At 70.7% G+C, this 24,337-nt stretch carries 21 protein-coding genes; 15 read left to right on the top strand and 6 right to left on the bottom strand.

The window, feature by feature from the left end; genetic code table 11:
- Positions 1–71: 71 nt before the first annotated feature.
- From AB0J16_RS10005 to AB0J16_RS09985, 5 genes are read left to right on the top strand one after another with little or no spacing between them, the layout of a single operon-like run.
- The gene (locus AB0J16_RS10005) at positions 72–875 is read left to right on the top strand and encodes a fumarylacetoacetate hydrolase family protein (protein WP_358536721.1); all 804 of its coding nucleotides are present in this window, start codon (positions 72–74) and stop codon (positions 873–875) included.
- Between the two features lie 9 nt (positions 876–884).
- Positions 885–1,961, top strand: a complete 1,077-nt coding sequence (locus AB0J16_RS10000; RefSeq protein WP_358536717.1) for an AraC family transcriptional regulator — start codon at positions 885–887, stop codon at positions 1,959–1,961.
- Between the two features lie 19 nt (positions 1,962–1,980).
- Positions 1,981–2,880, top strand: coding sequence for a BadF/BadG/BcrA/BcrD ATPase family protein (locus tag AB0J16_RS09995; protein WP_358536714.1), 900 nt, complete (start codon positions 1,981–1,983; stop codon positions 2,878–2,880).
- Positions 2,877–4,109, top strand: coding sequence for a hypothetical protein (locus AB0J16_RS09990; RefSeq protein ID WP_358536712.1), 1,233 nt, complete (start codon positions 2,877–2,879; stop codon positions 4,107–4,109). Before AB0J16_RS09995 ends, AB0J16_RS09990 begins: the two co-directional genes overlap by 4 nt.
- Positions 4,106–4,846, top strand: coding sequence for an SIS domain-containing protein (locus AB0J16_RS09985; protein WP_358536710.1), 741 nt, complete (start codon positions 4,106–4,108; stop codon positions 4,844–4,846). The genes AB0J16_RS09990 and AB0J16_RS09985 overlap by 4 nt, the downstream gene beginning before the upstream one ends.
- A gap of 47 nt (positions 4,847–4,893) precedes the next feature.
- Here the strand turns inward: AB0J16_RS09985 and AB0J16_RS09980 are convergent, their stop codons facing one another.
- From AB0J16_RS09980 to AB0J16_RS09955, 6 genes are all read right to left on the bottom strand, one after another.
- Positions 4,894–6,240, bottom strand: a complete 1,347-nt coding sequence (locus tag AB0J16_RS09980; RefSeq protein WP_358536708.1) for a transcriptional regulator — start codon at positions 6,238–6,240, stop codon at positions 4,894–4,896.
- On the bottom strand, positions 6,219–7,025 hold the full coding sequence (locus AB0J16_RS09975) for an amidohydrolase family protein (protein ID WP_358536706.1): 807 nt from the start codon (positions 7,023–7,025) through the stop codon (positions 6,219–6,221). The genes AB0J16_RS09980 and AB0J16_RS09975 overlap by 22 nt, the downstream gene beginning before the upstream one ends.
- Before the next feature lie 68 nt (positions 7,026–7,093).
- Positions 7,094–7,831, bottom strand: a complete 738-nt coding sequence (locus tag AB0J16_RS09970; protein ID WP_358536704.1) for an amidohydrolase family protein — start codon at positions 7,829–7,831, stop codon at positions 7,094–7,096.
- Entirely contained in the window at positions 7,815–9,497 is a 1,683-nt protein-coding gene (locus AB0J16_RS09965) for a heparinase II/III family protein (RefSeq protein ID WP_358536702.1), read from the bottom strand. The genes AB0J16_RS09970 and AB0J16_RS09965 overlap by 17 nt, the downstream gene beginning before the upstream one ends.
- On the bottom strand, positions 9,497–10,495 hold the full coding sequence (locus AB0J16_RS09960) for a Gfo/Idh/MocA family oxidoreductase (protein WP_358536700.1): 999 nt from the start codon (positions 10,493–10,495) through the stop codon (positions 9,497–9,499). The genes AB0J16_RS09965 and AB0J16_RS09960 overlap by 1 nt, the downstream gene beginning before the upstream one ends.
- On the bottom strand, positions 10,479–11,768 hold the full coding sequence (locus AB0J16_RS09955; RefSeq protein WP_358536698.1) for a sugar ABC transporter substrate-binding protein: 1,290 nt from the start codon (positions 11,766–11,768) through the stop codon (positions 10,479–10,481). The genes AB0J16_RS09960 and AB0J16_RS09955 overlap by 17 nt, the downstream gene beginning before the upstream one ends.
- Positions 11,769–11,961: 193 nt before the next feature.
- On the opposite strand from AB0J16_RS09955, the gene AB0J16_RS09950 reads away from it, so the two are divergent.
- The 10 genes from AB0J16_RS09950 to AB0J16_RS09905 all read left to right on the top strand — a co-directional run bounded on the left by AB0J16_RS09950 (position 11,962) and on the right by AB0J16_RS09905 (position 24,108).
- Positions 11,962–12,849 carry a sugar ABC transporter permease gene (locus tag AB0J16_RS09950; RefSeq protein WP_358536696.1) on the top strand — a complete coding sequence of 296 codons (888 nt, stop codon included), beginning with the start codon at positions 11,962–11,964 and terminating at the stop codon, positions 12,847–12,849.
- Positions 12,846–13,679: a carbohydrate ABC transporter permease gene (locus AB0J16_RS09945; RefSeq protein ID WP_358536694.1), complete on the top strand. Its 834-nt coding sequence runs from the start codon at positions 12,846–12,848 to the stop codon at positions 13,677–13,679. The genes AB0J16_RS09950 and AB0J16_RS09945 overlap by 4 nt, the downstream gene beginning before the upstream one ends.
- Before the next feature lie 34 nt (positions 13,680–13,713).
- Positions 13,714–15,252 (top strand): hypothetical protein, encoded by a 1,539-nt coding sequence (locus AB0J16_RS09940; RefSeq protein WP_358536692.1) that lies wholly within the window; start codon positions 13,714–13,716, stop codon positions 15,250–15,252.
- A gap of 336 nt (positions 15,253–15,588) precedes the next feature.
- Entirely contained in the window at positions 15,589–16,032 is a 444-nt protein-coding gene (locus AB0J16_RS09935) for a MarR family transcriptional regulator (RefSeq protein WP_358177505.1), read from the top strand.
- Between the two features lie 13 nt (positions 16,033–16,045).
- Positions 16,046–16,843 (top strand): aminotransferase class IV, encoded by a 798-nt coding sequence (locus tag AB0J16_RS09930; RefSeq protein WP_358536689.1) that lies wholly within the window; start codon positions 16,046–16,048, stop codon positions 16,841–16,843.
- 32 nt (positions 16,844–16,875) lie between these two features.
- Positions 16,876–17,682 (top strand): alpha/beta hydrolase, encoded by an 807-nt coding sequence (locus AB0J16_RS09925; RefSeq protein WP_358536687.1) that lies wholly within the window; start codon positions 16,876–16,878, stop codon positions 17,680–17,682.
- A 120-nt stretch (positions 17,683–17,802) separates the two neighbouring features.
- The gene (locus AB0J16_RS09920; RefSeq protein ID WP_358536685.1) at positions 17,803–18,225 is read left to right on the top strand and encodes a YbaB/EbfC family nucleoid-associated protein; all 423 of its coding nucleotides are present in this window, start codon (positions 17,803–17,805) and stop codon (positions 18,223–18,225) included.
- A gap of 137 nt (positions 18,226–18,362) precedes the next feature.
- Positions 18,363–20,492: a hypothetical protein gene (locus AB0J16_RS09915; RefSeq protein WP_358536683.1), complete on the top strand. Its 2,130-nt coding sequence runs from the start codon at positions 18,363–18,365 to the stop codon at positions 20,490–20,492.
- Entirely contained in the window at positions 20,489–21,610 is a 1,122-nt protein-coding gene (locus AB0J16_RS09910) for a DUF58 domain-containing protein (RefSeq protein ID WP_358536681.1), read from the top strand. The genes AB0J16_RS09915 and AB0J16_RS09910 overlap by 4 nt, the downstream gene beginning before the upstream one ends.
- Positions 21,611–21,678: 68 nt before the next feature.
- A complete protein-coding gene (locus AB0J16_RS09905; RefSeq protein ID WP_358536679.1) occupies positions 21,679–24,108 on the top strand; it encodes a transglutaminaseTgpA domain-containing protein in 2,430 nt (809 codons plus the stop codon).
- Positions 24,109–24,337: the final 229 nt, after the last annotated feature.

Genomic DNA, 24,337 nt, shown 5'->3' with positions numbered 1-24,337 from the left:
GGGCGCTTGGTGGGCTTGCAGGCATGTTTCTCGGACGTATTCGACGGGCTCCATCCAGTCCGGTCGAGCTGGTGGCCCGGCGCGCCGGCGGCGAACTGCTCAGCCTCTCCGGCCTGGGCGACGACCCCGTGGTCCTGCTGGACTCTCTCGGGCTTGAGCAGCTCACCGAAGAAGTGGACCGGCGCTGGTCCTCGGGCCCGACACTCGACGAATCGGCGGTGCTCTTCGAGCCGCCGGTGGCCACCTGTACGAAGATCTGCTGTCTGGCCCTGAACTACCTCGCCCACGCGCAGGAGAGCGGCATGGAGGTGCCGCCGGAGCCGGTGCTGTTCTTCAAGCCGCCGTCCGCGCTCACCGGACACAACCAGCCGGTGGTCGCCCCGGCGCGTACCCGTCACCTGGAACACGAGGTGGAGCTGGCGGTCGTCATCGGCAAGGTGACCCGGGACCTACCGGCGGAGCGCTGGCAGGAGGCGGTCGCCGGCTACACCGTGATCAACGACATGACGGCCCGCGATCTGCAGCTGGCCAATATCTCCCGGAACGTGCCATGGGACCAGTCGAAGGGGTTCGACACCTTCGCGCCGGTGGGTCCGTACCTGGCCACGGTGGACGAGGTGCCCGATCCGCACAAACTGGAGCTGACGCTGGAGGTGGGAGGCGAGATCAGGCAGCGGGCCAACACCGGGCAGATGGTATTCGGCCTGCCCCGGCTGATCGCCGACCTGTCCGACGGCATGACGCTGCTGCCGGGCGACCTGATCGCGACCGGCACCATAGCCGGCATCGCCCCGCTCAAGGACGGTGACACCATGCGGGCGACGGTGGCCGGAGTCGGCACTCTCGTGAATACGGTCCAATTTCGGTCCGCCTAAAGTAGAGCCATGACCTATGCCGTGGCCGCGCTCGTGGATCTCGATGACTTCATGGCTGCCGAGCAGGCCCGAGGGCGGCCGTGGGCACGCCGCCAACTCGGGCATGCCGACCAGGTGGTACGGGCCGCCGCGAACGGGCGCCCGGGAGCGATGTGCCGTCCGCAACCTCCGGAGGAGTGGCTGGTCCTGCTGACCGGCGACGATCCGGACGCGCTGATGTCCGCCGCGGCCGAACTGGCCGAGGAGGTACGCGCCCGGATGGTCCGCGAGACGGTGTGGACCGCCACGGTCAGCCTGGGCGCGCCGAGCCTGGCCTCCGGAGCGGCGGAACAGGACGCCAGGCGGGTCAACGACTACAAGCTCGTCCTGGGCGGCGACCGGGTGATCCCCCCTCCCCCGCACGGTACGGCCGCCCTGACGCCTCCGGTCCGGATCGAGCAGGAACTCGCCAGGACGGTACGGGCCGGCGATCGCAACGGCGCGGCCGGGTTATTGGCCAGGTGGGTGGACAGATGCGCGAGCGAGCGTGACGTCGACCCGCGAACGCTGCGCAACTGGCTCATCGGCGAGCTGCTCTTCGTGGCGGACGTGGCCAACCGGGCCAGACTGGCCGACGGGTCGACGGACTGGGTGGAGGCCTGCGCCCGGCTGCCGATCGAGGACATCCTCATGGTCGGCGACATCCACGAACGCTCGTACCTGCACATCTGGCTGCGGGAGACCCTGGGCCGGCTGATGCCGCCGCCGTCCCGCCGGGATGTGCTGGCGCTGGCCGAGGCGTACATGGCCGAGCACTACACCGACCCCGCCCTGCGCCTGGCGACGGTGGCCGGGGCGGTGAGCGCGAGCCCGTTCTACATCTCGCACCTGTTCGCCGGGGAGCGGCGGACGACGTTCCTGCGCCACCTGACCGGGCTACGGCTGCGGCACGCGCGCAGGCTGCTGTCCACCTCCGTCCTGCCCATCGACGTGATCGCCGCGCACACCGGCTATCCGAGTACGAAGGCGCTGCGCGCCGCGTTCCGGCGGCACGTCGGCTGCTCTCCGACGGAGTATCGCCGGAACAGATTCCAGTCCGGACCGTGACCAGGGAGTGAGGCCCAAGATGGATGTGGCGATCGACGGCGGCCAGACGGGGCTGCGGCTGGGCCTGGCGGTGGCCGGACGGATCCGGGAGGTTCGGGAGGTCCCTGGCCTGTCTTACGCGGAAGGCTCACCGGTCGAGGCCGTCCTCGACCGGATCGGGGCGGGCTGGGGTGAGGTCGACACGATCTGCCTGGGGTTGACCACGATCCTGGACGATCCGGACAAGCTGGCCGCCCGCCTCCTCACGATGGCCCGGCGCGTGCTGATCACCACCGACGTGGTCACCTCGCACGCGGGCGCGTTCTCCGGCGGGCCGGGTGTGGTGCTGGCCGCGGGCACCGGCGCCATCGCCCTCGGTATGGGTCCGGGCGCGGGCGTGGGTGGCGAGATCCGGCAGGTGGATGGCTGGGGCTACCTCTACGGCGACGCGGGCAGCGGGTTCTGGATCGGTCGGCGCGGGCTCGACGCGGCCTACCGAGGGTTCGACGGCCGGTCCGCGTCGGGCCCGCTCACCGCGAGCGCCCGCGCCGTCTTCGGCGATCTCGCCGAGCTCCCCGCGAAGCTCTACCTGGCTCCGGACGCGGTGGCGCGGGTCGCGCGCTTCGCCGTACACGTCCTGGAGCTGACCGAAGACCCTACGGCCCGTGCCATCGTCGAGGAGGCGGGCCGCGAGCTGGCGAGCACGGTGGCCGCCGCCGCCCGCTGTTTCCCGGCAGGTGCCACGGTGCCCGTCGCGTGGACCGGCCGCCTGTTACGCGACCCCGTGCTGCGTGCCGGGTTCGAGGCCGAGCTGGCGCGGCGGCTGCCCCAGGCCCGCCTGTGGCCCCCCACGGGTGACAGTCTGGCGGGCGCCGCCCTGCTGGCCGCCGCCGATGACCCCGGCCGCTACAACACGATGATCAGGACGGTACGGCGATGAGAGTGGGATACGGCAGAGTCGAGTTCACCGTGCCGGACGGCACTCCGATGGGCGGCTACCTCGACCGCCCCGGGCCGTCCACCGGTCGGCTCGACCCGCTGGAGGTCAGCGCGGTCACCTGGTTCGATGGAGAGCGCCGCTTCGCGCTGGCCACCGCCGACGCCATCTGCGTCAACGAGGATCTGGCCCGGCGAGCCAGGCAGTTGGCGGGCTGCGAGCTGTGGCTCGCCGCCAGCCATACGCATGCTGGGCCCGAGACCGGCTGCGTGCCGGGCGGCGGGCCGACGCCGCAGCCGTGGCTCGACCGGATCGCCGAGGCGACCCAGGCCGCCGTACGCCAGGCGATCGACGGCGAGCGGCCGTGCGCGGGCACGGTGCACCACGGCGAGCTACGCGGCGTCGGCGCCGACCGGAGCAGGCCGTCGGCGGAGGCAGTGGTGCCGCTCGACCTGGTCGCCATCCGAGCAGATGGGCTCGCCGGAGTCCTGGTGGTGCTGCCCGTCCACCCCACCGTGCTGCCTGCGGCGAACCGTCTGACCAGCGCTGACCTGGTGGGGGCCGTACGCCGGAGCCTGCGGGAAACGCTCGGCGAGGACGTGTGGGTCGTGGTCGCCACCGGCGCGGCCGGCGACATCAGCACCCGGCACACCCGGCGGGGCCAGGACACGGCCGAGCTCGACCGGCTCGGCGCGGCCGTCGCGGATCGCTGCACCGAGCTGCTCGCCGGGCCGGCAGCCCAGGGCTGGTCGGCGGATTCGCGGATCTCCTCGGCCGAGCGGCGCCTGACGCTCCAGCCCGCCTCCGTGGCGGCCGACCCAGCGGCGCTCACCGCCGACTACGAGGCGGCGCTGGCCGCAGGCGACCCGGTCGCCACCCGCCTGGCCCGCAGCAGGCTGGAAGGCGTACGGGCACGCAGCGGGCCGGAGGGCGTGGCCGCGCCCAGCGCTCTTCCAGCCCCGATCGGTGTGACCGTGCACGCCGCTCGTCTCGGCGGGCTCGCCATGGTCGGGCTGCCCGGCGAGCCGTTCCTCGCCGTCGCCGAGAGCCTGCGCGCCCCAGATCACCGGGAGCCGGTGGTGGTCCTGGGCTACGTCAATGGCTATCCCGGCTACCTGCCCACGATCGACGCCTACCAGCGGACCGAGTATGAGGTGCTGGCCAGCCCGGTGGCCCCGGGCAGCGCCGAGTTGCTCGCCGAGACCGCACGACACCTCCTGGAGGAATCTTGATCGACCAGAACGCGTACGCCGAAACCGCACGAAACGCAGTAAACCGGGTGCTCGACGCGGAGCGGTCCGTGATCGAAGAGGCCGGTGGTCTGATCTTCGCGGCGCTGCGGGCGGGCGGAGTGCTGCAGGCCTTCGGCACTGGTCATTCGAGGTCGGTCGCGCTCGAGCTCGTGGGCCGGGCCGGTGGCCTGGTGCCGGCCAATCAGCTCGGCATCCGCGACGTCGCCTACTACGGTGACGCCTCGCCGCGGGACATCCTCGACCCGAAGATCGAGCGTGAGCCGGGTCTCGCGCTGCGCATCTGGGAGCTGGCCGACATCAGGCCGGAGGACGTCTTCGTGATCATCTCGAACTCCGGTGGCAACGCGTCCATCGTGGAGATGGCCCGCCTGGCCAGGACGCGTGGGCACCGCGTCATCGCCATCACCTCACGCGCCCACACCGCCGAGCTCTCCGTGGACGAGCGGCTGGCCGACCTGGCCGACGTGGTCATCGACAACGGCGCCCCGTACGGAGACGCGGCCCTGCCCCTGCCCGACGGCGGCGCCATCTGCCCGGTCTCGAACCTCACCGGCGTGCTGATCGCCCAGCTCCTGGTCGCCGAGGTGGCCGGCCGTTTCCTGGCTGCCGGGCAAGCCCCGCCCGTCTTCAGGTCCGCCAACACACCCGGCGGTGACGCGTACAACGACAGGCTGCTGGAGGGGTACGGCTCCCGCGTCCGCCTCGGCGACGCCTGAGCGACGACAGGCCCACACGTACAGCTGAGCGACAGGCCCGCGTACGCCTAAGCCTTGACGAGCCGGTACGGCTGGCGGGGCCGCCCGGCCTGTGTGCCCTTGACGGGTGGCATCGGCCAGGCCAGCCCCTCCTCCGCCAGACTCTGCAGCACCCGGCGGGCGCTGCGCGGCGCGATGGCCAGCACGTCGGCCACGATCTCGGCGTCGACCACCATCGCGTCGGGGCCGTCGCCGAGCCCTTCGACCAGCCGGTCCAGCAGCTTGGCCGCCTTGGTGGTGGCCACCGGACCGGTCTCGGGCTGGCGGCGCCGGCGTACCGGCAGCGAGAGCGCGGTGCCGTCCCCGCTGACCAGGTACGCCGCCGCGGCGCCGGCGTTGCGTGCCTTCTCCACCGCGACCAGCGCGTTGGCGTCGGCGTCGCGGGCGGTGCCGCCGAGGCCGATGCCGACCTCGGCCGCGACGCCGATGTCCGCGAGGATCCGGTCCATGAACGGCGCCACCCTGAACCCCTCGGTCGCCTGGCGCAGCGCGCCGAGCGTGGTGGTCACCACGTAGCTGTTCTCGTCGCGCGGCACCACGGTCGCGCCCATCAGCCGGGCGTCGGCCAGCAATGCCTGGTGCAGCGACAGCTTGAGCTCCTGCTGCCAGTAGTTGCCCGGCCCCGAATAGCTGGGCCTGGCCGAGGCGGCCAGCTCGACCACCACGATGGCGATCTGCGCGTCCTCCAGCCGGCTGCCCGTGCCGAGCAGGGCGGCGGTGTTGAGCGCGACGCGCAGCGTGTGGGACGTGGGCAGCATGCGCAGCACCGGCACCCCGGCTGCGGTCAGCTTGGTGGCCACGCTCCTGATCGTGGTCAGCGCCGCGGTGGTGGCGCCCTGCCGGTAGAGCCGTTCGTGGAATTCGATGAAGCCGCGGGCCGACTCCGGCTGGTCGTACTCCGACAGGTGGACCTCCGCCGTACTGACGCCGATCTCCCCGTAGGCCTCTTCGACGTCGGCCGCGAGCAGCGAGTCGATGCTGACCCGAGCCGGGTCGAGGCCGTGGGTGAGCACGCCGCGCAGCAGGCTCGCGTACAGGCTGGCCCCGCTCATCGGTACGAACGTCGCCGGAACGGGCAGCTCGCCCGTCTGCCTGGCCAGGTCGTGCTGGAGCGGCCCGGTGAACAGCACCACGTCGATGCTGTCGGAGATCTTCGAGAACTTCTCGTAGGTCTCGTGCTCCTCCGCGTGTGACGCGCCGACCAGCCGCCAGTCGGCGGCGGCGGGCAGCTCGGCCCCGATCATCATGATCTGCTGGACGAGATCGTTCGGCCCCACGATCCCGATCGCCACCCTGGACCGCGTCTCGGAACGCAGCCGATCCATGATCTTGATCACTCCCGTCCGGATCTCCACTGAAGCAGGCGGGTCATCGTGCCGCCGAGCACGGCGGCTCGGTCCTCCTCAGTGAGGCCACTGAAGATTACCCGTCCCAGCGACATCCGTAGATCAATGAACGGGAAGTCGGACCCGTAGACCACCCGGCCCGCTCCCACCTCTCTCACCATTCTGGCTATGTCGGAGCCGCTGTTGAAGGACCCGCACACCTCGAGCACGACGCCAGAACGTCGCTGTGCCACCTCTATCGCCGCGTCGAACCCATTCGGCGTGGCGCCGGCGTGCCCGGCGAGTATCACCACGTCGGGGTAACGGGCCGCGACCTCGTCCACCATGGGCAGGTCGTTGTACGGCGAGCCGTCATAGGTGTGCGTGAGCACCGGGCAGCCCGTGCGCTGCGCGAACTCCCACACCGGGGCGTATCGGCCACCGGTGAGCGGATAGTCGTGCAGGTCGGGGTGGAGCTTGATGCCGCCGAACCGGTGGTCGGCACCCCACATCTCCAGCTCTCCGGCGGGGTCCTGCCAGGGGTTCACGGTGAGGTAGCCGGTGAAGCGGTCCGGCGCGCGGCCGACCACCTCGGCCGTCGCCGCGTTCCCCGCCGCGGCGTCCAGCTGGATGGCCAGGTGGCTGGAGATGACCGCGTGCGACACCCCGCACCTGTCCATCACCCTGACCATGCCGTCGGATCCCGCGTCGGGGATGAAGAAGAGGCTGTACGGGCCGACGTGGGCGTGCGCGTCGACGATCCGCACGCTGGTCTGCGGACGCCGCTCCCACAGCGCGGACGTGAGCGCGTTCACCGAGCCACCAGCGTTCACCGAGCCACCGACAGCGGACGCCGAGCCGCCGGCACCGGGCATGGGCGCGTTCACCGGGCGGCCAGCGGCAGCAGTCCGTGCAGGGTGCCGGAGCCGATCGTGGCCACGGCGTCGTCGTCCAGTTCGGCCCACATCAGCCGGGTGACCGCCTCCGCCGGATCCCTGAGCGGCGCCCCGGTGCCGAAGACCACGCGGCCCGCCCCGTACCGGTCGACCAGCCATTCCAGCCCGCAGTGCGAGGAGAGGTTGGCCAGCCCGATGTAGACGTTGTCCGTACGGGCGAGCACCCCGGCGGCCTGCCTGAGCAGGCGGTAACCGAGCCCGCCGACGACGACGGGCAGGCCGGGATGCCTGGCGGCGACCGACTCCAGGGCGGGCCAGCCGAGTTGCGGCGCGTCCACGAGCAGCGGCAGCCCGGCCTCGGCGATGGCGCCGAGCATCGTGGCGGCGTCCCGCCCGGCCAGGTCGTAGCCGTGATCGGCGGGATAGGCGCGGACGGCGCGTACGCCGCCGTCCAGCGCGGCGGCCACGAACTCGGCGGCCGTGCCCGTCTCCCCGCAGGTGTCGGGGAGCATCACCCAGCACGGATGCAGCCGGGGCTCGTCCGCGACCAGGTCGAGCAGCTCCCTGTTGCCCGTCGCCGGATCGTGCAGCCACGAGAGGGTGTGGCTGACCATGGCCTCGGCGATGCCGAACCGGTCCATCCTGGCCATCGCCTCCGTGATCGAGCCCGTGCCGACATCCCTGCGCGGGTAGCGGCCGAGCATCGCGTCAGCGTCGATCAGCATGAACCATCCAATCTTCGGGGACTTTGGGGAGAGGGACTTTGGGGAGTGGGACTTTGGGGAGTGGGACTTTGGGGAGTGGGACTTTGGGGAGTGGGACTTTGGGGAGTTCGTCGCGGTAGGGGAAGATCCCGACGGTGAATCGGCCGTCATGGCGGCGCAGGCCGAGCGAGTGGATCTCGCCGTACGCCGCGGTTCTGGTGGCGGGGTCCGGGATCCGGGCGGGACCGCTGCCGTACAGGACCTCGTCCGGCGGTTCCAGCGGCACCACGAGGATGCCCGGCCCGCGTGTGCCGGCGTACCCGCCGTCGCGCTCCACCCACGGCGACAGGCCGTGCAGCTGCCAGATCGCCTCCGTGTCGATCCGGTCGGTGATCACCCAGTACGGCGACTCGCCCTTGACGAAGACGATCCGGCGGTCGTGCCGTTTGCCGTAGCCGTGGTGGTGCCCGGCGAAGACGTCCGCCTCGGGCGAGACCGAGAAGACGTCGCAGGCCGCCCGGCGGTCCTCGGTGTACTCCTCGCCGGGGACTAGCAGCGTGTTGTGCGCCCTGGTCGCCTGGTACCAGTCGTAGTAAAGAGGGTCATCGTAGGACGGCGGCCCGCCCGCCTCCCAGGCCAGCGGCACGCCCCACCCGGACAGCACGAAGTCGAGCGCCGCGTGGTGGCTGTGCGGCTCCAGTTCGTGCCCCACGTAAGGCCCGTAGTTGACCACGGTGTGGAAGCCGCCCGCCCGGAAGGTCGCGTACCCGCTGGCTTCCAGGTTGTACGACTCCTCGACCGGCCGGCCGAGCTCGGGCCAGACCACACCGCTGTCCTGCAGATGCGGCACCCAGCCGCCCGGCGTCGCCAGGACCTCCAGCCAGTGCCGCATGGCCAAATAGCGGGGATGCCGGGACAGCTCCGGCTCGACCGCCGCGGCCCTGTCGACGCTCCCCAGGCACATGTCGTGGTAGCCGGGAGATCGCTCGTGATGCCCGCCGTCGGCGCGTACGTCCTGCTCCAGGTGCTCCAGGACCCGCGCCATGGCGATCTCGGCCCAGAGCGCCGCCTCGGGCAGATCGGCGAACACCCTGGCGGTGTGGAGCAGCTCGCAGGCGGTGACGAACTGCCAGTTGCCGTGCCGGAAGGCGTCGTGTTCCTCGGCGGACCACCGGGCGCCGCCGAGCACCGTCTTCATCATCTCCAGCCAGCAGTCGTCGCTCAGCGCGGGCTCGTCGGCGAAGACGGCCAGCGCCTCGGTGACGTACATGGCGCGGGCGCGGACCCCGAGGGAGTACCAGACCACGTCGAGGCCCGGCCAGTCGCCCTGGACCAGGTCACGCGAGGCGTACCACTGGCGGAACAACCGGTCCCACTCGGCGGCGTGGCGCGGGTCGCCGGTCTCGGCGTAGGCCGTGATCAGCGGGGTCATCCACCTCAGGTAGTGGAAGCCGTACAGCTGGGAACGGCCGTGACCCTTGTCCAGGAAGTCGACCTCGATCCCGTGCAGATCGCCCGCGCCCGCCGAGCCGAGGGCCGCCGGTACCGGCCGCGGCCGGCGCCAGGGCCTGGCTGCGGCGACGCTTGGCGCCCCGAGTGCTTCGAGCAGCGCCTCGTCGGTGATGTGCTGCATCCGCACGGGATCGACGTGCGGCGCCTTCTCAACAGGCGCTTTTTCGGAAGGCATCAGAGCCTCACCGGCGATCCCGTGCGGGCGGACTCGTGCGCGGCGGCGAGTACGGCGGTCACGTGCCGCGAGCTCTCCACGCTGATCAGCGGCTCCGCGCCGGTGCGGGCGCAGTCGACGAAGTGGTGGATCGCGTCGCGGTAGGCGCCGGCCGGTACGCCGTGGACCACCCGCTGGAGCATGTTCCGCGGGTAGGTGTAGGACTTCTCGGTGGCGAGCTGGATGTTCTCCTTCTGCCGGTCGAGCTGGATGACGCCCGACTCGCCGACCACGGTGACGTAGCTGTCCACCATGGTCGGGAAGGTGTTGGGGTAGATCCAGGCCGACTCGAAGGTGGCGACCGCGCCTCGGGAGAAGCGGGCCTGGATCTGCATCGCGTCGGGGGTGTCGATGCCCAGGCCGCGCAACTTGCCGTGGCGGGCGGTGGCGTAGACCTCGGCCACCTGGTCGTCGTACAGCCAGGTGAGCAGGTCGATGTCATGGCTGGACAGGAACCAGGCGCAGGTCGTCTCATCCGCCCAGCCGATCATCTCGGTGGGCACGTAAATCGTGTCGTCCTTGCGGGCGTAGCCCACGACCGGCTCGCCGATCAGCTCCATCTGCTGCTTGGCCTGCGCGTACGCGGGCACCCAGCGGTGGTTGAACAGGCACATCGCGGTCACGCCCGCCCGCCGGATCGCGGCGACGGAGCGGTCGGCGTCCTCGACGGTCGTCGTGAACGGCTTCTCGACCAGGATGTGCACACCCGCCTCCGCGGCGGCCACCATGACGTCCGCGTGCAGGTGGTCGGGCGTGGTGATCGACACGGCGTCCACCGTGCCCGAGGCGAGCAGCTCCCGGTAGCCGGGGTAGACGGTCGCGTCCTGGGCGTGTTCCAGGGCCCGCCGGGCGACCGCCGTGATCTCGACCTCGGGATGGGCGGACAGGACCTCGGCGTGGCCCCGGCCCATGATCCCCGCTCCGACGATCCCGATTCTGAGCTTAGGCAAGCGCGTCATTCCATTCCTTCTCGGCGGCGTCGAGCGCCTCCTTGGCGCTCTTGGAGCCCTGGAGGAAGGCCCTGACCTCTTCGGCCAGCGACTCGCCCAGCTCGGTGTCCTTGGGCGTGCCGAGCGGGGTGTACTCGAGCTTCGGCAGCCCCTTGACGATCACTTGGCGGGCCAGGTCCATGGGGTCGTCACCGCCACCGCCGGCGAAGAAGGCGTCCTTCGTCGAGGAGATCGTCGAGGGATAGATGGGCACGAGCTTGCAGAAGGCGAGCTGGTTGGCCCCGTTGGTGAAGAACTTGATGAACTCGGCCGCGGCCCGCTGGTGCTTGGACGCCTTCGGGATGGCGAAGGTCTGCTGGGCCAGGAGCAGGTAACCGCCGGTCTTCGTCTGGACGGGCTCGGTGATGAGCAGGTCCTTGTAGACGTCCGGGGCGTTCTTCTGGATGTTGAGCAGCGTCGCCGCGAACGTGCTCGCGGACAGGGCGAGCTGCCCGTTGTCCAGGCTCTGCGGGAAGTTGCGTACGTCCTTGGAGACGGCTCCTGGCGCGATGCCGTGCTTGTCGTAGCTCTGCTTGAACCGGTCGAGGAGCGCCGCGACCTCCGGGGTGTTGAACGCGGCCTTCTTCTTGTCGGCCGACAGCAGCTCGACGCCGTAGTAGCGCAGCACGCTGGCGGTGTTGATGCCGGGGATGTCGTTGGTGCCGTAGACCTTGGTCTTCTCGTAGACCTTGTCGGCCAGGGCGAGCGCCTCGTCGTACGTCTTCGGCGGGGTCGTGCCGTCGAAGCCGGCCTTGGCGACGACGGACTTGCGGTAGATGCCCACCGGGGTGCCGCCGTTGTACCAGGGCACGGCGTACAGCTTGCCCGACACGCGCAGCGGCTCGACCAGGTTGGGCTGGAAGTCGGCGAGGTCGGCGGGCTTGAACGCGTCGTCGAGCGGGCTCAGCGACGGGACGAACCTGCCGATGTCGGTGGAGGCGAGGTTGACCGCGTCCGGGACGTCACCGCTGGCGACCGCCGCGAGCATCTTGGTCGCGATGTCCTGGCCCGGCACGTCGACCCAGTTGATCCGGACCTTGGGGTGGTCCTTCTGGTACTGGGCGATCAGCCCGTCGATGTAGGCGCTGTAGTTCTTCTTGAGGTTGATCGTCCAGAACTCGACCTCGCCCTCGAAGGGCTGGTCGTCGGCCACCGCGGCGGAGCCGCCCGACGTGCCGGCGACGCAGCCGGACGTCACGAGGGCCAGCGCGAGCACGCCTGTCGCTAAGGCACTTCTCTTCATCACCGCGTACCTCCGCCAGAATATGGCCGTCCTTAATACGTTCTTTCGGCACCATGCCAGTCCGAGGCGCGGACCGTCAAGACCGGGCACCTTGACGCTCTCGATGGACCGTCTATAAGCTGCGGCCAAATTCTGGCCAGCCCTTATCGATTCTTAGGTCGGCACTATTGGCAATCCAAGGGATGTGACGCCGATGACCACCAGCCGGATCCCAGGGCAGCGCTGGTACACGCCGTACCTCTTCCCGATCCCGGCCCTGGTGCTGTTCGGCGTCTTCTTCGCTTGGCCGGCGATCACCGCGCTGCAACTCTCGTTCACCGACTACGACGGGGTGACCCCGCCCGTCTTCACCGGGGTGGACAACTTCGTCAAGATCATCGGCGACGCCCGATTCTGGACGGCCCTGCGTAACTCGCTGGTGTTTCTTATCGGGCTGTTCCCGCTGCTCGTCGTGCTCCCGCTGCCGCTGGCCGTCCTGGTCAACCAGAAGCTGCCGGGCATCAGGACGTTCCGGATGCTCTACTACCTGCCGGTCGTGACCTCGATGGTCGCGGTGGCGGTGGCCTGGAACTACGTCTTCCACCAGCAGGGCGTGCTCAACTGGCTGCTCACCGGCTTCGGCGTCCTCGACGAGCCGATCCAGTACCTGCTCGACCCCGCCTGGGCGCTACCGGCGCTGATCCTCGTGGAGGGCTGGAAGAGCATGGGCGTCTACATGATGATCTACCTCGCGGGCCTCCAGACGATCCCGGCGAATCTGTACGAGGCCGCCAGGGTGGACGGCGCGAGCGCCTGGCGCCGGATGCGGAGCATCACCGTGCCGCTCATGATGCCCTACATCGCGGTCACCATCACGATGACCATGCTGGACGCGATGCAGGCCTTCACCACCGTCTTCGTCATGACCAAGGGCGGGCCGCAGGACGCCACGCTCATGCTCGGCTACTACATCTGGTCCGAGGCGTTCGAGAAGTACGACATGGGCTACGCCAGCGCCGTCGGGCTCGTCCTGTGGGCCCTGCTGATCGTCATGGCCCTCCTCAACTACCGGCTCACCAGGGGAAAGCAGGTCGGGCATTGACCCCCAGACTCGGCTGGTGGATGCGCCGGGCAGGCATGTACGTCCTGCTCAGCGCGATCGCCCTGGTGTTCGTCGGCCCGTTCCTGATCCTGCTGTCGGCGGCGCTGAAGCCGTCCGGCCAGGCCGTCTTCTCCTTCCCGCCCGACATCATCCCCCGCCCGCCGGTGCTCACCTGGGCCAAGGAGGCGTGGACGGCCATCCCGTTCCCGCGCTACCTGCTCAACTCGACGCTCCTGGTCGTCGTGATGGTGCCGGCCTACATCCTCGTGTCGGCGCTGTGCGCCTACCCGCTGGCGCTGATGAATTTCCGCGGCCGGAGCGTGATCTTCTTCGCGATCCTGGCCACCATGTTCATGCCCGGCGAGGTCATGCTGCTGCCCAGGTTCCTGGTGGTCTCCCAGATCGGGATGGCCGACAGCTACCTGGGGGTGATCCTGCCGGGGCTGCTCTCGGCCTTCGGGATCTTCCTGTTACGGCAGACGTTCGCCGGGGTGCCCCGCGAGGTGGTGGACGCCGCCAGGACCGACGGCTGCCACGAGCTGCGCATCTTCTGGCACGTGATGCTCCCCGCCGCCCGTCCCACCCTGGCCATCCTCGGCGTCTTCGGCTTCATCTCGGTCTGGAACAGTTTCATCTGGCCGATGGTCGTCCTGAAGGACTCCGCGCTCTACCCCATCGCGCTGGGGATCGCCTACCTCGCCGGCATCACCGGCACCGACGTCCGCAGCCTCGCGGCCGGCACCGTGATCTCGATCGTGCCGGTCGTCGTCTTCTTCATGATCATGCAACGTCACGTACTCGAAGGCATGAGCGGTGCGGTAAAAGGCTGACACCGCGCACCACCCCCCCGGAGGTTTTCCACCGATGTTGACACGCAGGCAGTTGACGCTGGGCGCGCTGGCCGTAGGAGCCCTGAGCGCGATGCCGGGCACGGCACGCGCGGCGGGCCACGACTACACCTCCCGCGAGACGTTCGACCTGTTCGACAAGACCTTCCACGAGAGCGGCGCCGTCGGCCAGCCGACCGACACCAACGAGGTCGGCGGCCTGGGCTGGGGCGCGTCGTACGTGCTCGCCGCCTACATCAGGATGTACGAGGCCTACCGCGACACCTACTACCTGGACCGGCTCATCCACAACGCCGACCTGGTGCTCGCCCAGCGCGACTCCGAGCGCGGCGTCACCGACTACCGAGGTCTGTCGCTGCCCGCCTGGCGCAACCTCAGCTACACGGCGGGCGGCGTTAGCCTCCTGGACGCGGCCGGGCAGCCGCTGCTCGAGGTGCGCACGGCCCTGACCAACGTGAACGACGCGGTGGCCACCGTACGGGCGGGCAGCGTCGAGGGCCGGTTCACCCTAGAGGTGGCCAACCCCAAGAAGAACCGGACGTCCACCTTCGCCGAGCTGTCGATGGACCCGACCAGCCCCGACTACGCGGTGCGGCGGATCTTCGACGCCTACCCGTCGCCGAACATGGTCACGGCCAAGGACCTGCGCCCGTCCCCGTCGGGAAGCGCGATGCCCGTGCTGGGCACGGCCAAGCCGGCCGCCGCACCGGCGATCTTCACCGTGCACACCGGCATGATCACCTATCCGCTCGCCTCGTTCGTCCGGCTCGTCCACCAGAACCCGCGCCTGCGCGCCAACCCCCGCTACCGGAGCAAGGCCGCCGAATACCTCACCGCGGTCAAGGCCGCGGCGGCGGTGCACGACCCCGAGTGGGTACGGACCGACGCCGGGCTCGGCTACTTCATCTGGCTCAAGGGCATGCCCGTCCCGTACGACGGCGTCGAGCAGCCTCACAACCAGAGCCTCGGCCTGGGCCAGACCTACGCCGAACTGGCCGCCGCCACCGGGGATCCCACCTTCCGCGACCGCACCCGCCGCCTGGCCCGCGGCTTCGCCGGCGACCTGCGTACCGACGCCGACGACGCCTACGTCTGGCCGTACTGGCCGACCTTCGGCAAGCTCTACAGCGGCTATACCAAGGCCGAGAACATCTCCGAGTGGACCCCGTCGTACGGCACGCCACCCAAGGGCGCGCAGCAGATGGAGGACCTGAGCCACGGCGGGATCGACGTCGAGTTCGCCGCCGTCGCCCACCGCTGGGGCCTCGGCTTCCAGGACCGGGACCTGGGGCGCTTCGCCCGCACGTACACCAAGAACCTGGCGACCACGGACAACGGCGTCGCCACCACCTTCGTCTTGGTGGACGGTGGCGGCGGCCTGGCCCCGGCCGGCCAGTATCTCCAGGCGCCCCGCTTCATGCCGGTGGCCCGGGGGGACAGCGCCCTGTTCCCGCACGCGCAGGCGGTGTACGTGGATCACGCCGTCGAGGCCCCCATGGGCTCTACGCTGCTCTGCGTCGCCTATCTCAACTGGTACGCCCGAGGATGCCGCTGACCACGAACACCCGCCGGCCTCCGTTCCTCCGCTCCCCCGAACGGGGGCCTTTCCAGGAACCTCTGCTCCCTTCCTCCTCTCCTTGGACGGGGGCAAGTCCCTAGGAACTCCCAGCCACGACGGACCGCCGTCTCCTTCTCCCCGAAGGGGGCCTCCCTCCCTAGGGACACCGGAGGGGGTATCCCTCCCAAGGGACGCCAGCCACAACGGACCGCTGCCTTCCTCTCCCCCGGAGGGGGTCCCTCCCAAGGGACACCAGCCACAACGGACCGTCACCTGGGACCTCGTGAGCACCGTAGATCCAGCCCGCCCCCGTTCAGCTGTATCGTGCCTGAGGTGAACGGGGTCGAGTTGTTCCTGCTCGGGCGGACGCTGATGAAGATCGGCGAGGAGGCCATGCCCACCGAGGGCATCGGCGAGCACTCCACCAGCGTCCGGACCGTCCTCATCGTGGTGAGCGACATCCGGGAGCACCCCGACACCTCCGTAGGCGAGGTGGCGGCCCGCACCGGCCTGCCGCAGAGCGCCGTCTCCGCCGCCGTCGCGCGGCTCAAGACCGTGGGCGCCCTGGAGACCATGACCGACCCCCGCGACCGGCGGCGCTCCCTGATCAGGGAGTCGCCGCAGGTTTCGGCGCGGTTGTCGGAGGTACGTGCCGCGCCGGTGGATGACGCCGTGGCCGCGGCCCTCGACACCGACGATCGGCACGACATCGCCGAGACGGTCGAGATGCTGGAGGAGCTGGCCCGGCGCCTCATCCCCAGGACGCTCAGCCGTTAGCCGTACGAGGGAGTTGATCGACATAGAACGCACCGTGATCGACGGCAGGCTCGCCGAGGCGCCGGAGGTGACGCTGGCCGTCTCGGCGAGATACGGGCACTTCACCGCGATGCAGGTCAGACAGGGCCGGGTACGCGGCCTCGACCGCCACCTCGACCGGCTCGACCGGGCCACCGAGGAGCTGTTCGGCCGCCCGCTCGACCGTGGGCTCGTGGTCGACTCCATCAGGTCGGCCCTGGGCCTGGACCAGCGGCCGGCGGCCGCGCCCGACGCGTCCGTACGGGTCTACGTGTGCGAGGTCGCCCGCCTGCACGTACTGGTGACCGCCAAGCCTCCCGTCGAGGTCGCCACCACCCCGCGCAGCCTCAAATCGGTCCGCTACCAGCGCTTTCTCCCGCACGTCAAGCACCTGGGCGGCTTCCCCCAGGGCTACCTGGGGCGAAAGGTGCAGGCCGCGGGCTTCGACGAGGCCCTGCTCACCGCGGACGACGGGGTGATCTCCGAAGGTTCGATCACCAATCTGGGCTGTTTCGACGGCACCCGGGTGATCTGGCCGGACGCGCCCATGCTGCACGGCATCACGATGCAGCTCATGGAGGCGGGGCTGACTCAGGCGGGCGTGCCGTACGAGAGCCGGGTGTTGCGGGTGGCGGATCTGCCGGACTTCGAGACGGTGTTCCTGACGAACTCGCACGGCGTCGTGGCCGTGGGGCAGGTCGACGATCTGACGCTGAAGGTGGACGAGGCGGCGATGGGCCGGCTGATCGGCTACTTCGAGGGCATGCCCTGGGAAGAAATCCATCATTCTTGATACATCTTTCTTGATGCATTAGTGTGAGTGCCATGAAAACTGGCATGTTGCGGGTGGCCGGCGCGCACCTCTACTTCGAGGTACGGGGCACCGGCCCCGTCCTGCTGATCTCGCAGAGCGGCGAGGGTGACGCCGGACGCAGCGTCGACCTCGTGGACCGGCTCGTCGCCGACCACACGGTGATCACGTACGACCGGCGCGGCCTCTCGCGCAGCACCCTGGACGACCCGGCCCGGGGCGCGACCGTCGAGGAGCACGCCGACGACGTACTGCGCCTGCTCGACCACCTGACCGGCGAGCCGGTGACGATGCTGGGCATGAGCTTCGGCGCCACCATCGGGCTGCATCTAGTGGCGAGCGGCCGGCTGAGCAGGCTGATCGCGCACGAGCCCGTGGCGCCGTGGGTGCTCCCCCCTGACGAGGGCCTCGGCCACCGGCGGGAACTGGCCGAGGGGCAGGAGATCTACCAGCGCGACGGCCTGCCCGCCCTGCTCAAGGAGATCAGCAGGACACTCGGCATCGACCTCGCCGCCAAGGACATCGAGCCGGACCTGACCCCACAGCCGATGACCGAGCAGCGGATCGCCAACTTCGGCTATTTCGTGGAGCACGACTGGACGGCGATCATCGCCGACCGGCTGGACCCGGCCACGCTGAAGGGCACCCCGATCGTGCCCGTCGCCGGTCGCGCCACGCCGCACACGGTCTTCGACTATCGATGCGCCGAGGAGTTGGCGCGGCTGCTCGGCACCGACCTCGTGCACTTCCCGGGTGGGCACAACGGCAACACCTCGCACCCCAGGGCGTACGCGGCCTCACTCCGCGAACTCCTCGCGTAACGCGGCTGCGCGAGATCCTCGCGTAGCTCTTTCGCGAAGCCGGGCCTCCGGCACCTGCCGTCGCTTCCACTTTTCCCGAAATATCGCCGCCGCAGGTGAAGTGTCGGCGATCATCCCCGCATGGACGCTGCGGAATTCCGCCCCGAAGACCTCGAACGGATCACCGCCCAGGCGGAGCAGATGCTGCTTCGCGTCGAAGAGGTCCGCAAGGAGGTCGACGTGGTCGTCGGCCAGGGCACCGGCGCGGACGGGCAGGTGCGGGTGGCCGCCGGCGCCAACGGGCGGCTCGTCGAGCTGGTCATCGCCCCGCGCGCGATGCGCCTGGACAGCCAGAAGCTCGCCGAGGAGCTGCTGCGGGCCGCCCAGCAGGCGCAGGACGAAGCCGACAGGAAGGCCAGGGAGGTCATGGCCGACACACTCGGCGAGTCGATACCGACCCAGCGGGAGCTCGACGACCGGTTCAGCCAGGTCCTCGAGTCCTTCGAATCGTCGATGGACGAGCGCATGCGGGCCATCGACGAGCGGCGCCGGGGCACGACCTGACCGACACTTCGAGGTTGTTTGAAGAGTGCCCCCAGCCGATCACGCCGCTCTAGGGTGTCGGCGGGTATGCATGTGCGCAAATGTCGCGGGATGTGAATTTGGTGGCCATTCGGTGGCAGAAGGCGGCACGGCGGAGAATGGCGGGCCTCGTCGCGCTCGCGGTCGTCGCCGCGCTCACGGGCATCGGGTTCTTCCTGGGTACGGGTGTGTCCAGCGCCCGGCCCAAGCTCGCCGACATCGGCGCGTGGCTCGCCAGCGCGCTCAACGGTGAGGTCGTCCACGCCAACGGCCTGTCCGGCCAGCTCGACGGCCGCGTGGATCTGGCCGCCGCGAAGGGCGACGAGCTCAAGGTGGTCCAGGACGGCAACAGCGTGCTGGTCGTCGACGAGTCGACCGGCCAGGTCAGCCGCATCGACCCCACCCAGCTCGAAGTCGCCCAGACCAAGAGCCTGGGCGCCGGCGGGGTACAGCTGGTCATGGGTGCGGGCAAAGCGTACGCGATCGACCCGAAGGCGGGCACCGTCCAGCAGGTGAACCCCCTGACCGTGGACACGATCGGCGCCGCGATCACGCTCAAGGGCCCGCTCGGCCAGGCGGGCATCGACAAGAACGGAACCCTCTGGGTGCCGGTTCCGGAAGAGGGCACGCTGGTCCAGATCAACGGCGCCCAGCAGGGCAAGGCCGTGACCGTGGGCGAGCCGGGTGACCCGCTCACGCTGACCATGGCGGACGGCGTACCGCTGGTCACCAACTCCGCCGCCGCGTCGGCGATGGTCATCGGCTCGACCGGTACGCGGCTCACGGTGAGCTTGCCAAGCACGGTGACCGAGGCCGGGCGCGGCGGCATGCTGATGCCCGCCGTCGCCGAGGCCACGATCGTCCCGATGCTCGCGCCCAAGCAGGGCGCGCTGGTGCTCGTGGACACCGCGAGCGGCGCGCTCAGCACCGTGTCGGTGAAGGGCGGCAAGCTCGGGGCGCCGCAGGCTCTCGGCCGCCGCGTCTACATCGCAGATGAGAGCACCGGGCGGCTCATCGTGTACGACACGGTGGCCAAGAGGTTCGACGCGGAGAAGGTGATCACCGGTAAGGCGGGGCCGCTGGAGGTGTTCGTCAAGGACGGCCTGCTCTGGGTCAACGACCAGTTCAGCGAGACCGCGCTGGTCGTGGAGCAGGACGGCCGGGCGCACCGGGTCGGCAAGTACGACGAGGCGCTCGGTCAGAAGGACACCCCGACTCCGCTGCCCGTACCCACCAGCACGCCCACCATGGCGCTCCCGACCACCGTCCCGACCCGGCAGACCACCCAGCCCACGGCACGGCCGACGGTGACGGTCACGCGTACCCCGAAACCCACCACGACGAAGCGCTCGGAGACCCCCAGCCCGCCCCCGACCAGCACCCCGACGCCTACCCCAACCCCGACACCCACCCCCACACCGACGCAGACCCCCGGACCGCCGGGCACTGTGACAGCGAACTCGGGACCCGGCTGGATGGAGATCGTGTTCACCCCGTCGAGCCAGGGCAAGGCCACCGGCTACACGCTCAAGGGCGCCCCGGACAGCGCGAACGTGACCCCGGACCGCGTGCGCTCCGACGGCCCCTTCCAGTTCCGGGTCACCGGAGGCCGCTGCGACCAGGAGTACACCTTCCGCGTCGCGGCCCAGTACGACGGCGGCGAGTCCGTCTCCGACCCCACCATCCCGGTACGCCCCTGCGTCGCCCCGGGCAGACCGGCGAGCTTCGAGGCCAAGGGCAAGAACCACGGCGCCGACCTCACCTGGTCGGCCCCCGACAACGCCAAGGACGGCGGCGTCAGCTACGTACTCGAAGGCCCCGGCCAGCACCCGGGCACACTCGACGGGACCAGCGCGGAGGTGACCGGCCTGAAGAACGGCCAGGACTACACCTGGACCCTGCGCGCCAAGAACGGCGCCGGCGAGGGCCAGGAGCGCGCCGAGGCCAAGGCCGGGCTGCAGCCGCCGTCGGCGCAGTTCCGCAACGCGCACAACGACAACAGGGACACCCTGATCCGGTCCGGCCCCTCGGCGGGGGCGGAGGCCGGCCGCATCCCCCAGGGCGTGTACATCACCATGACCGTGATCTGCCAGACCAAGGGCGCGGGCTACACCGACACCGACACCGGCATGAGCAGCGACGTCTGGAACAAGGTGGAGTCCAGCGCGGGCAGCGGCTGGCTGAACGACGTGCTGATGGACACCCCGAAGGGGGGATTCCCCGCCGCCCCCCTCTGGGAGTGCGAATGATCACCAGAGCGGGCTGGGGCACCCTGGCCGCCTCCGTGCTGCTGTACGCCGTGGCGGCACCGCTCGGCTACCAGCAGGCGGGCGCGCTGTCGGCCGGCGGGATCGCCGCCGTCGGCGCCGGTCTGCTGTGGACGCTGCGCCGGCCACGCCTGGAGGTACGCCGCGAGGTCACACCCGTCAAGGTCGCCAGGGGCGAGGCCGCCATCGCGATGCTGCGCGTCACGAACAGGGGCCGCTGGCGCCGCGACGCCCTCGAAGCCCACGACACCTGCCGGGACACCGCGATCGTGGTCGGCGTACCGCCCCTGGCCAGGAACTCCACCGGAACCGTGTCGTACCGGCTGCCCACCCGCAGGCGCGGCGAGACCCCGGTGGGCCCGCTGCGGCTCGACCGGGCCGACCCGTTCGGCCTGGCCCGGCGCACGACCTCGTACGGCCAGGCGGACCTGCTGCTGGTCCGGCCGCGCACGGTGCCGCTGGAGCCGCTGAATTCCGGCCGGCAGCGCCACCTCGACGGCTCCGCCTCCCGCTCGCCGAGCGGCACGATCACCTTCAACGGCGTCCGCGACTACGTGATCGGCGACGACCTGCGGCACATCCACTGGCGGTCCACGGCGCGTACCGGGACCCTCATGGTCAAGGAGCTCGAGGACGTCAGCCTGCCGTACACGACCACGATCCTCGACACCCGCACCGACTCCTACGGCGATGACGACGAGTTCGAGCTGGCGGTGGACGCGGCCGCGTCGGTCGCCTGGTCGGCGAGCCGCCGCCGCTTCCCGGTGCGGCTGCTGACCGGCGCCGGCGAGCTGCTGTCCGCCAAGGGCGGCGCCGAGGAGGCCGAGGAGGTGCTGGACCGGCTGGCCCTGGTCGAGCGGACGGCCGACGCGGAGACGCCGGTGGACGCGGTACGCCGCGCGGGCTCGGGTGGGGCATTGATCCTGGTCACCGGGGCACGGACCGCCCTGTCGAGCGTCGCCTCGGTGCGGCGGCGCTTTGACCAGGTGGTCTGTGTCTGGGTCGGAGCCTCCTCCGGCGACCGGCCGCCGATGGTGCCCGGTGTGACGGTCATCGAGATCGGCGAACTGGCCGAACTGGCGGCGGCATGGCCTCGCTGACCACCCCACCGGGTCGGCCGGTCGCCTCGTCCTCACCGGTCGCCCCGCCCACGCCGGACGTGCGGCCCATGCGATCGGACGTCCGGCCCGCGGTGGGACTGCGGGGGTTGTTGAGGCTGCGGGGCTCGTTGGGGCTGCGGGACGAGCCGCCGGCTGTGCAGCCTGGGGCCGCCGCCGAGGCCGCGCCGCTGCCGCCCGTGCCCGAGTGGCGGCGCGTGGCGTCGATCGTCATCGTGATCCTGCTGGCGGGTACGGCCGGGCTGGCGTTCGACGGGGTGTTCACGCTGGGCGCGCTGATCCCCGTGGTGGCTGTGGCGGCGATCGTGCCGGGCGCGGTGTCGTACGCGCTGGCCAGGATCCTGCCGTTGTGGGCATCCCTGGCCGTGAATCTCCTTGCCTGGCTGGTCGCGGTGTCGGCGACCCTGTTCAGGGCGCAGGCTCTGGCCGGGTTCCTGCCGAGTCCGGCCAGTGCGCGGGCCGCGCTGCTCGGCGTGCGTGACTCGGCAAAGGCGCTGCTCACGACCATTCTGCCGGCCGAGGGGGACGGCAGGACGATCGTGCTGGCGCACTTCCTGGTCTGGGCGGCGGCGGTGGCCGGGGCCGAGTTGGCCCTGCGCACAAGGGCGGCGGTGCTGCCTGCGGCCCCGCCCGTCCCGGTGCTGGCCGCCGCCGTCGTGCTGGGCGTGTCCGGTCCCGGTTCTCAGCTGCCGACACCGGCCGTCCTCGTCGGGCTGGCCCTAGCCCTCGCCCTGGTCCGGGCCGCCCGAGCAGCCAGGACGTTCGTGGCGGGCGTGCCGCTGCTGACCGGCCTCGTGCTGATCGCCGTCGCGGCCGGACCGGTGCTGCCGTTCGCCGCCGAGCCGTACGACGTGCGGCGGTTGGTGTCCCAGCCGCCGTCGCGCCCGCTCGCCGGGGTGAGCCCGCTCGACCAGGTGTCGGCCTGGCTCCAGAACCCCTACCGCCAGCTCTTCACCGTCAGGTCAACGACCGAGGCGAACTGGCGGCTGGCCGTACTGGACCGCTTCGACGGCGTCACGTGGACCTCCAGCGCCGGATACCTGCCGACGGGCGGCCGAGTCCCTGGTGAGGGGTCCGCAGGCTCCCTCGACGTCGTCGAGCAGCAGTTCACCCTGCAGAAGCTGGCCGGACCCTGGCTGCCCGCGGCGGACCGCCCGCAGCAGGTGAGCTTCACCGCACGAACAGCCGACCAGTCAACGGGTACCGCACGAACAGCCGACCAGGCGACCGATACCGCATCCACAACCGACCCCACGAACAGCGACACGGCCACCACCAACTCCGTGAACAGCACCAGACCGGCAACCGACTCCACGACCGGCCTGATGGCGGATCCGGCGACCGGGATGCTGGCGAGTGCTGCCACCGTCACCGCTCGCGAGGGCATCACGTACCGGGTGATCTCCGGCATCCGCCGCTACTCCGCCGCAGAACTACGCGAGGCGGTCCCCGCCGCCGACCAGGCCGCCCTGGCACTGCCCAACGGCCCCGACGGCCGTACTCCCCCACAACGAGCCCTCCTCGCCACCATCGCGCGCAAAGCCACGGCCGGTGCCACCAGCCCGATGCAGCAGGCCGTACGGCTGGCCTCCTACCTGCGCAAACACGCCGACTACGACGTCAACTCCCCGCCGGGGCACAGCTATCGCAGCATCCAGTTCTTCCTCACGGAGGCGAAGAAGGGCACGACCGAGCAGTTCGCGGCGTCGTACGCGCTGCTCGCCCGCTCGCTCGGCCTGCCCAGCCGGGTGGTCATCGGCTTCGGTCCGGGCAAGGCGGAGGGCGGCGGCGTACGGCAGGTGCTGGCGGGTGACGTACTCGCCTGGGCGGAGGTGGAGTTCAAGGGGATCGGCTGGGTGCCCTTCTATCCGACCCCGGCGCGCAGCCACGCGGGCGAGAGCGGCGACGTCGCCGAAGGCGTGTCCAAGCAGCGGCAGGAGGTCGAACAGGAGATCAGCGGCGAACACGCCGACCCCGCCGCCACCCCGCCGTCCCACCGACCCACACCACAGCCGTCACCCCGTCAGACCGGCCACGGGACGGCAACCACCTGGCTGCCGATCGCGGGCGCGGTAGCCGGAGGCCTGCTGGGCGGGTACCTGCTGGCCGTGACCGTATTGCCGCCCTTGCGCCGCCGCCGACGCCACCGGACGGGCGATCCGCGAGCGCGAGTGGCGGGCGCGTGGCGACAGACGGTGCTACGACTGCGCGCCGCCGGAGTCCCGGCCTCATCGCGCGTCCTGACCGCTCGCGAGGTGGCCACGCTCGGGGTGACGGCATTGGGCGCCGACGCGAACGAACCGCTGACCGGGCTGGCGGACCTGGCGAACCTCACCCGGTTCGGCGACGCCCCCGTGGACCAGACGGCGGCGGACACGGCCTGGCGGCACTACGCGAGCATCGAACTGCTGGTCAGACGGAAAGTCGCGCTACCGCGCCGCCTCGCCCACCGCCTGGCCCCCGGCTCGCTGCTCCGCTGAGCGGAGCGGGTCAGCCAGCTCATGAACCGGTCTCCCACCGCAGGCCAAGTCCTGCAGACGACGCCGATACCGATCATGCACCCGAGCCGACGGTGTCCCACAGCCGCGGCAGGCCACCAACTCCGAGCCCGTACGGGCCGCGATCCTGAGGCGGTCACCCAAATCCTCCACCTGGTCAAGGACCAGGCCCCTCAAGTGCGGGAACAGCATGTACAGCAGACCGACACAG

The organism is Nonomuraea sp. NPDC049750 (assembly GCF_040659625.1).
Lineage (GTDB): Bacteria > Actinomycetota > Actinomycetes > Streptosporangiales > Streptosporangiaceae > Nonomuraea.
The sequence above is the reverse complement of the archived record's forward strand: the minus strand, read 5'-3'. Positions and strand labels throughout refer to the sequence as shown.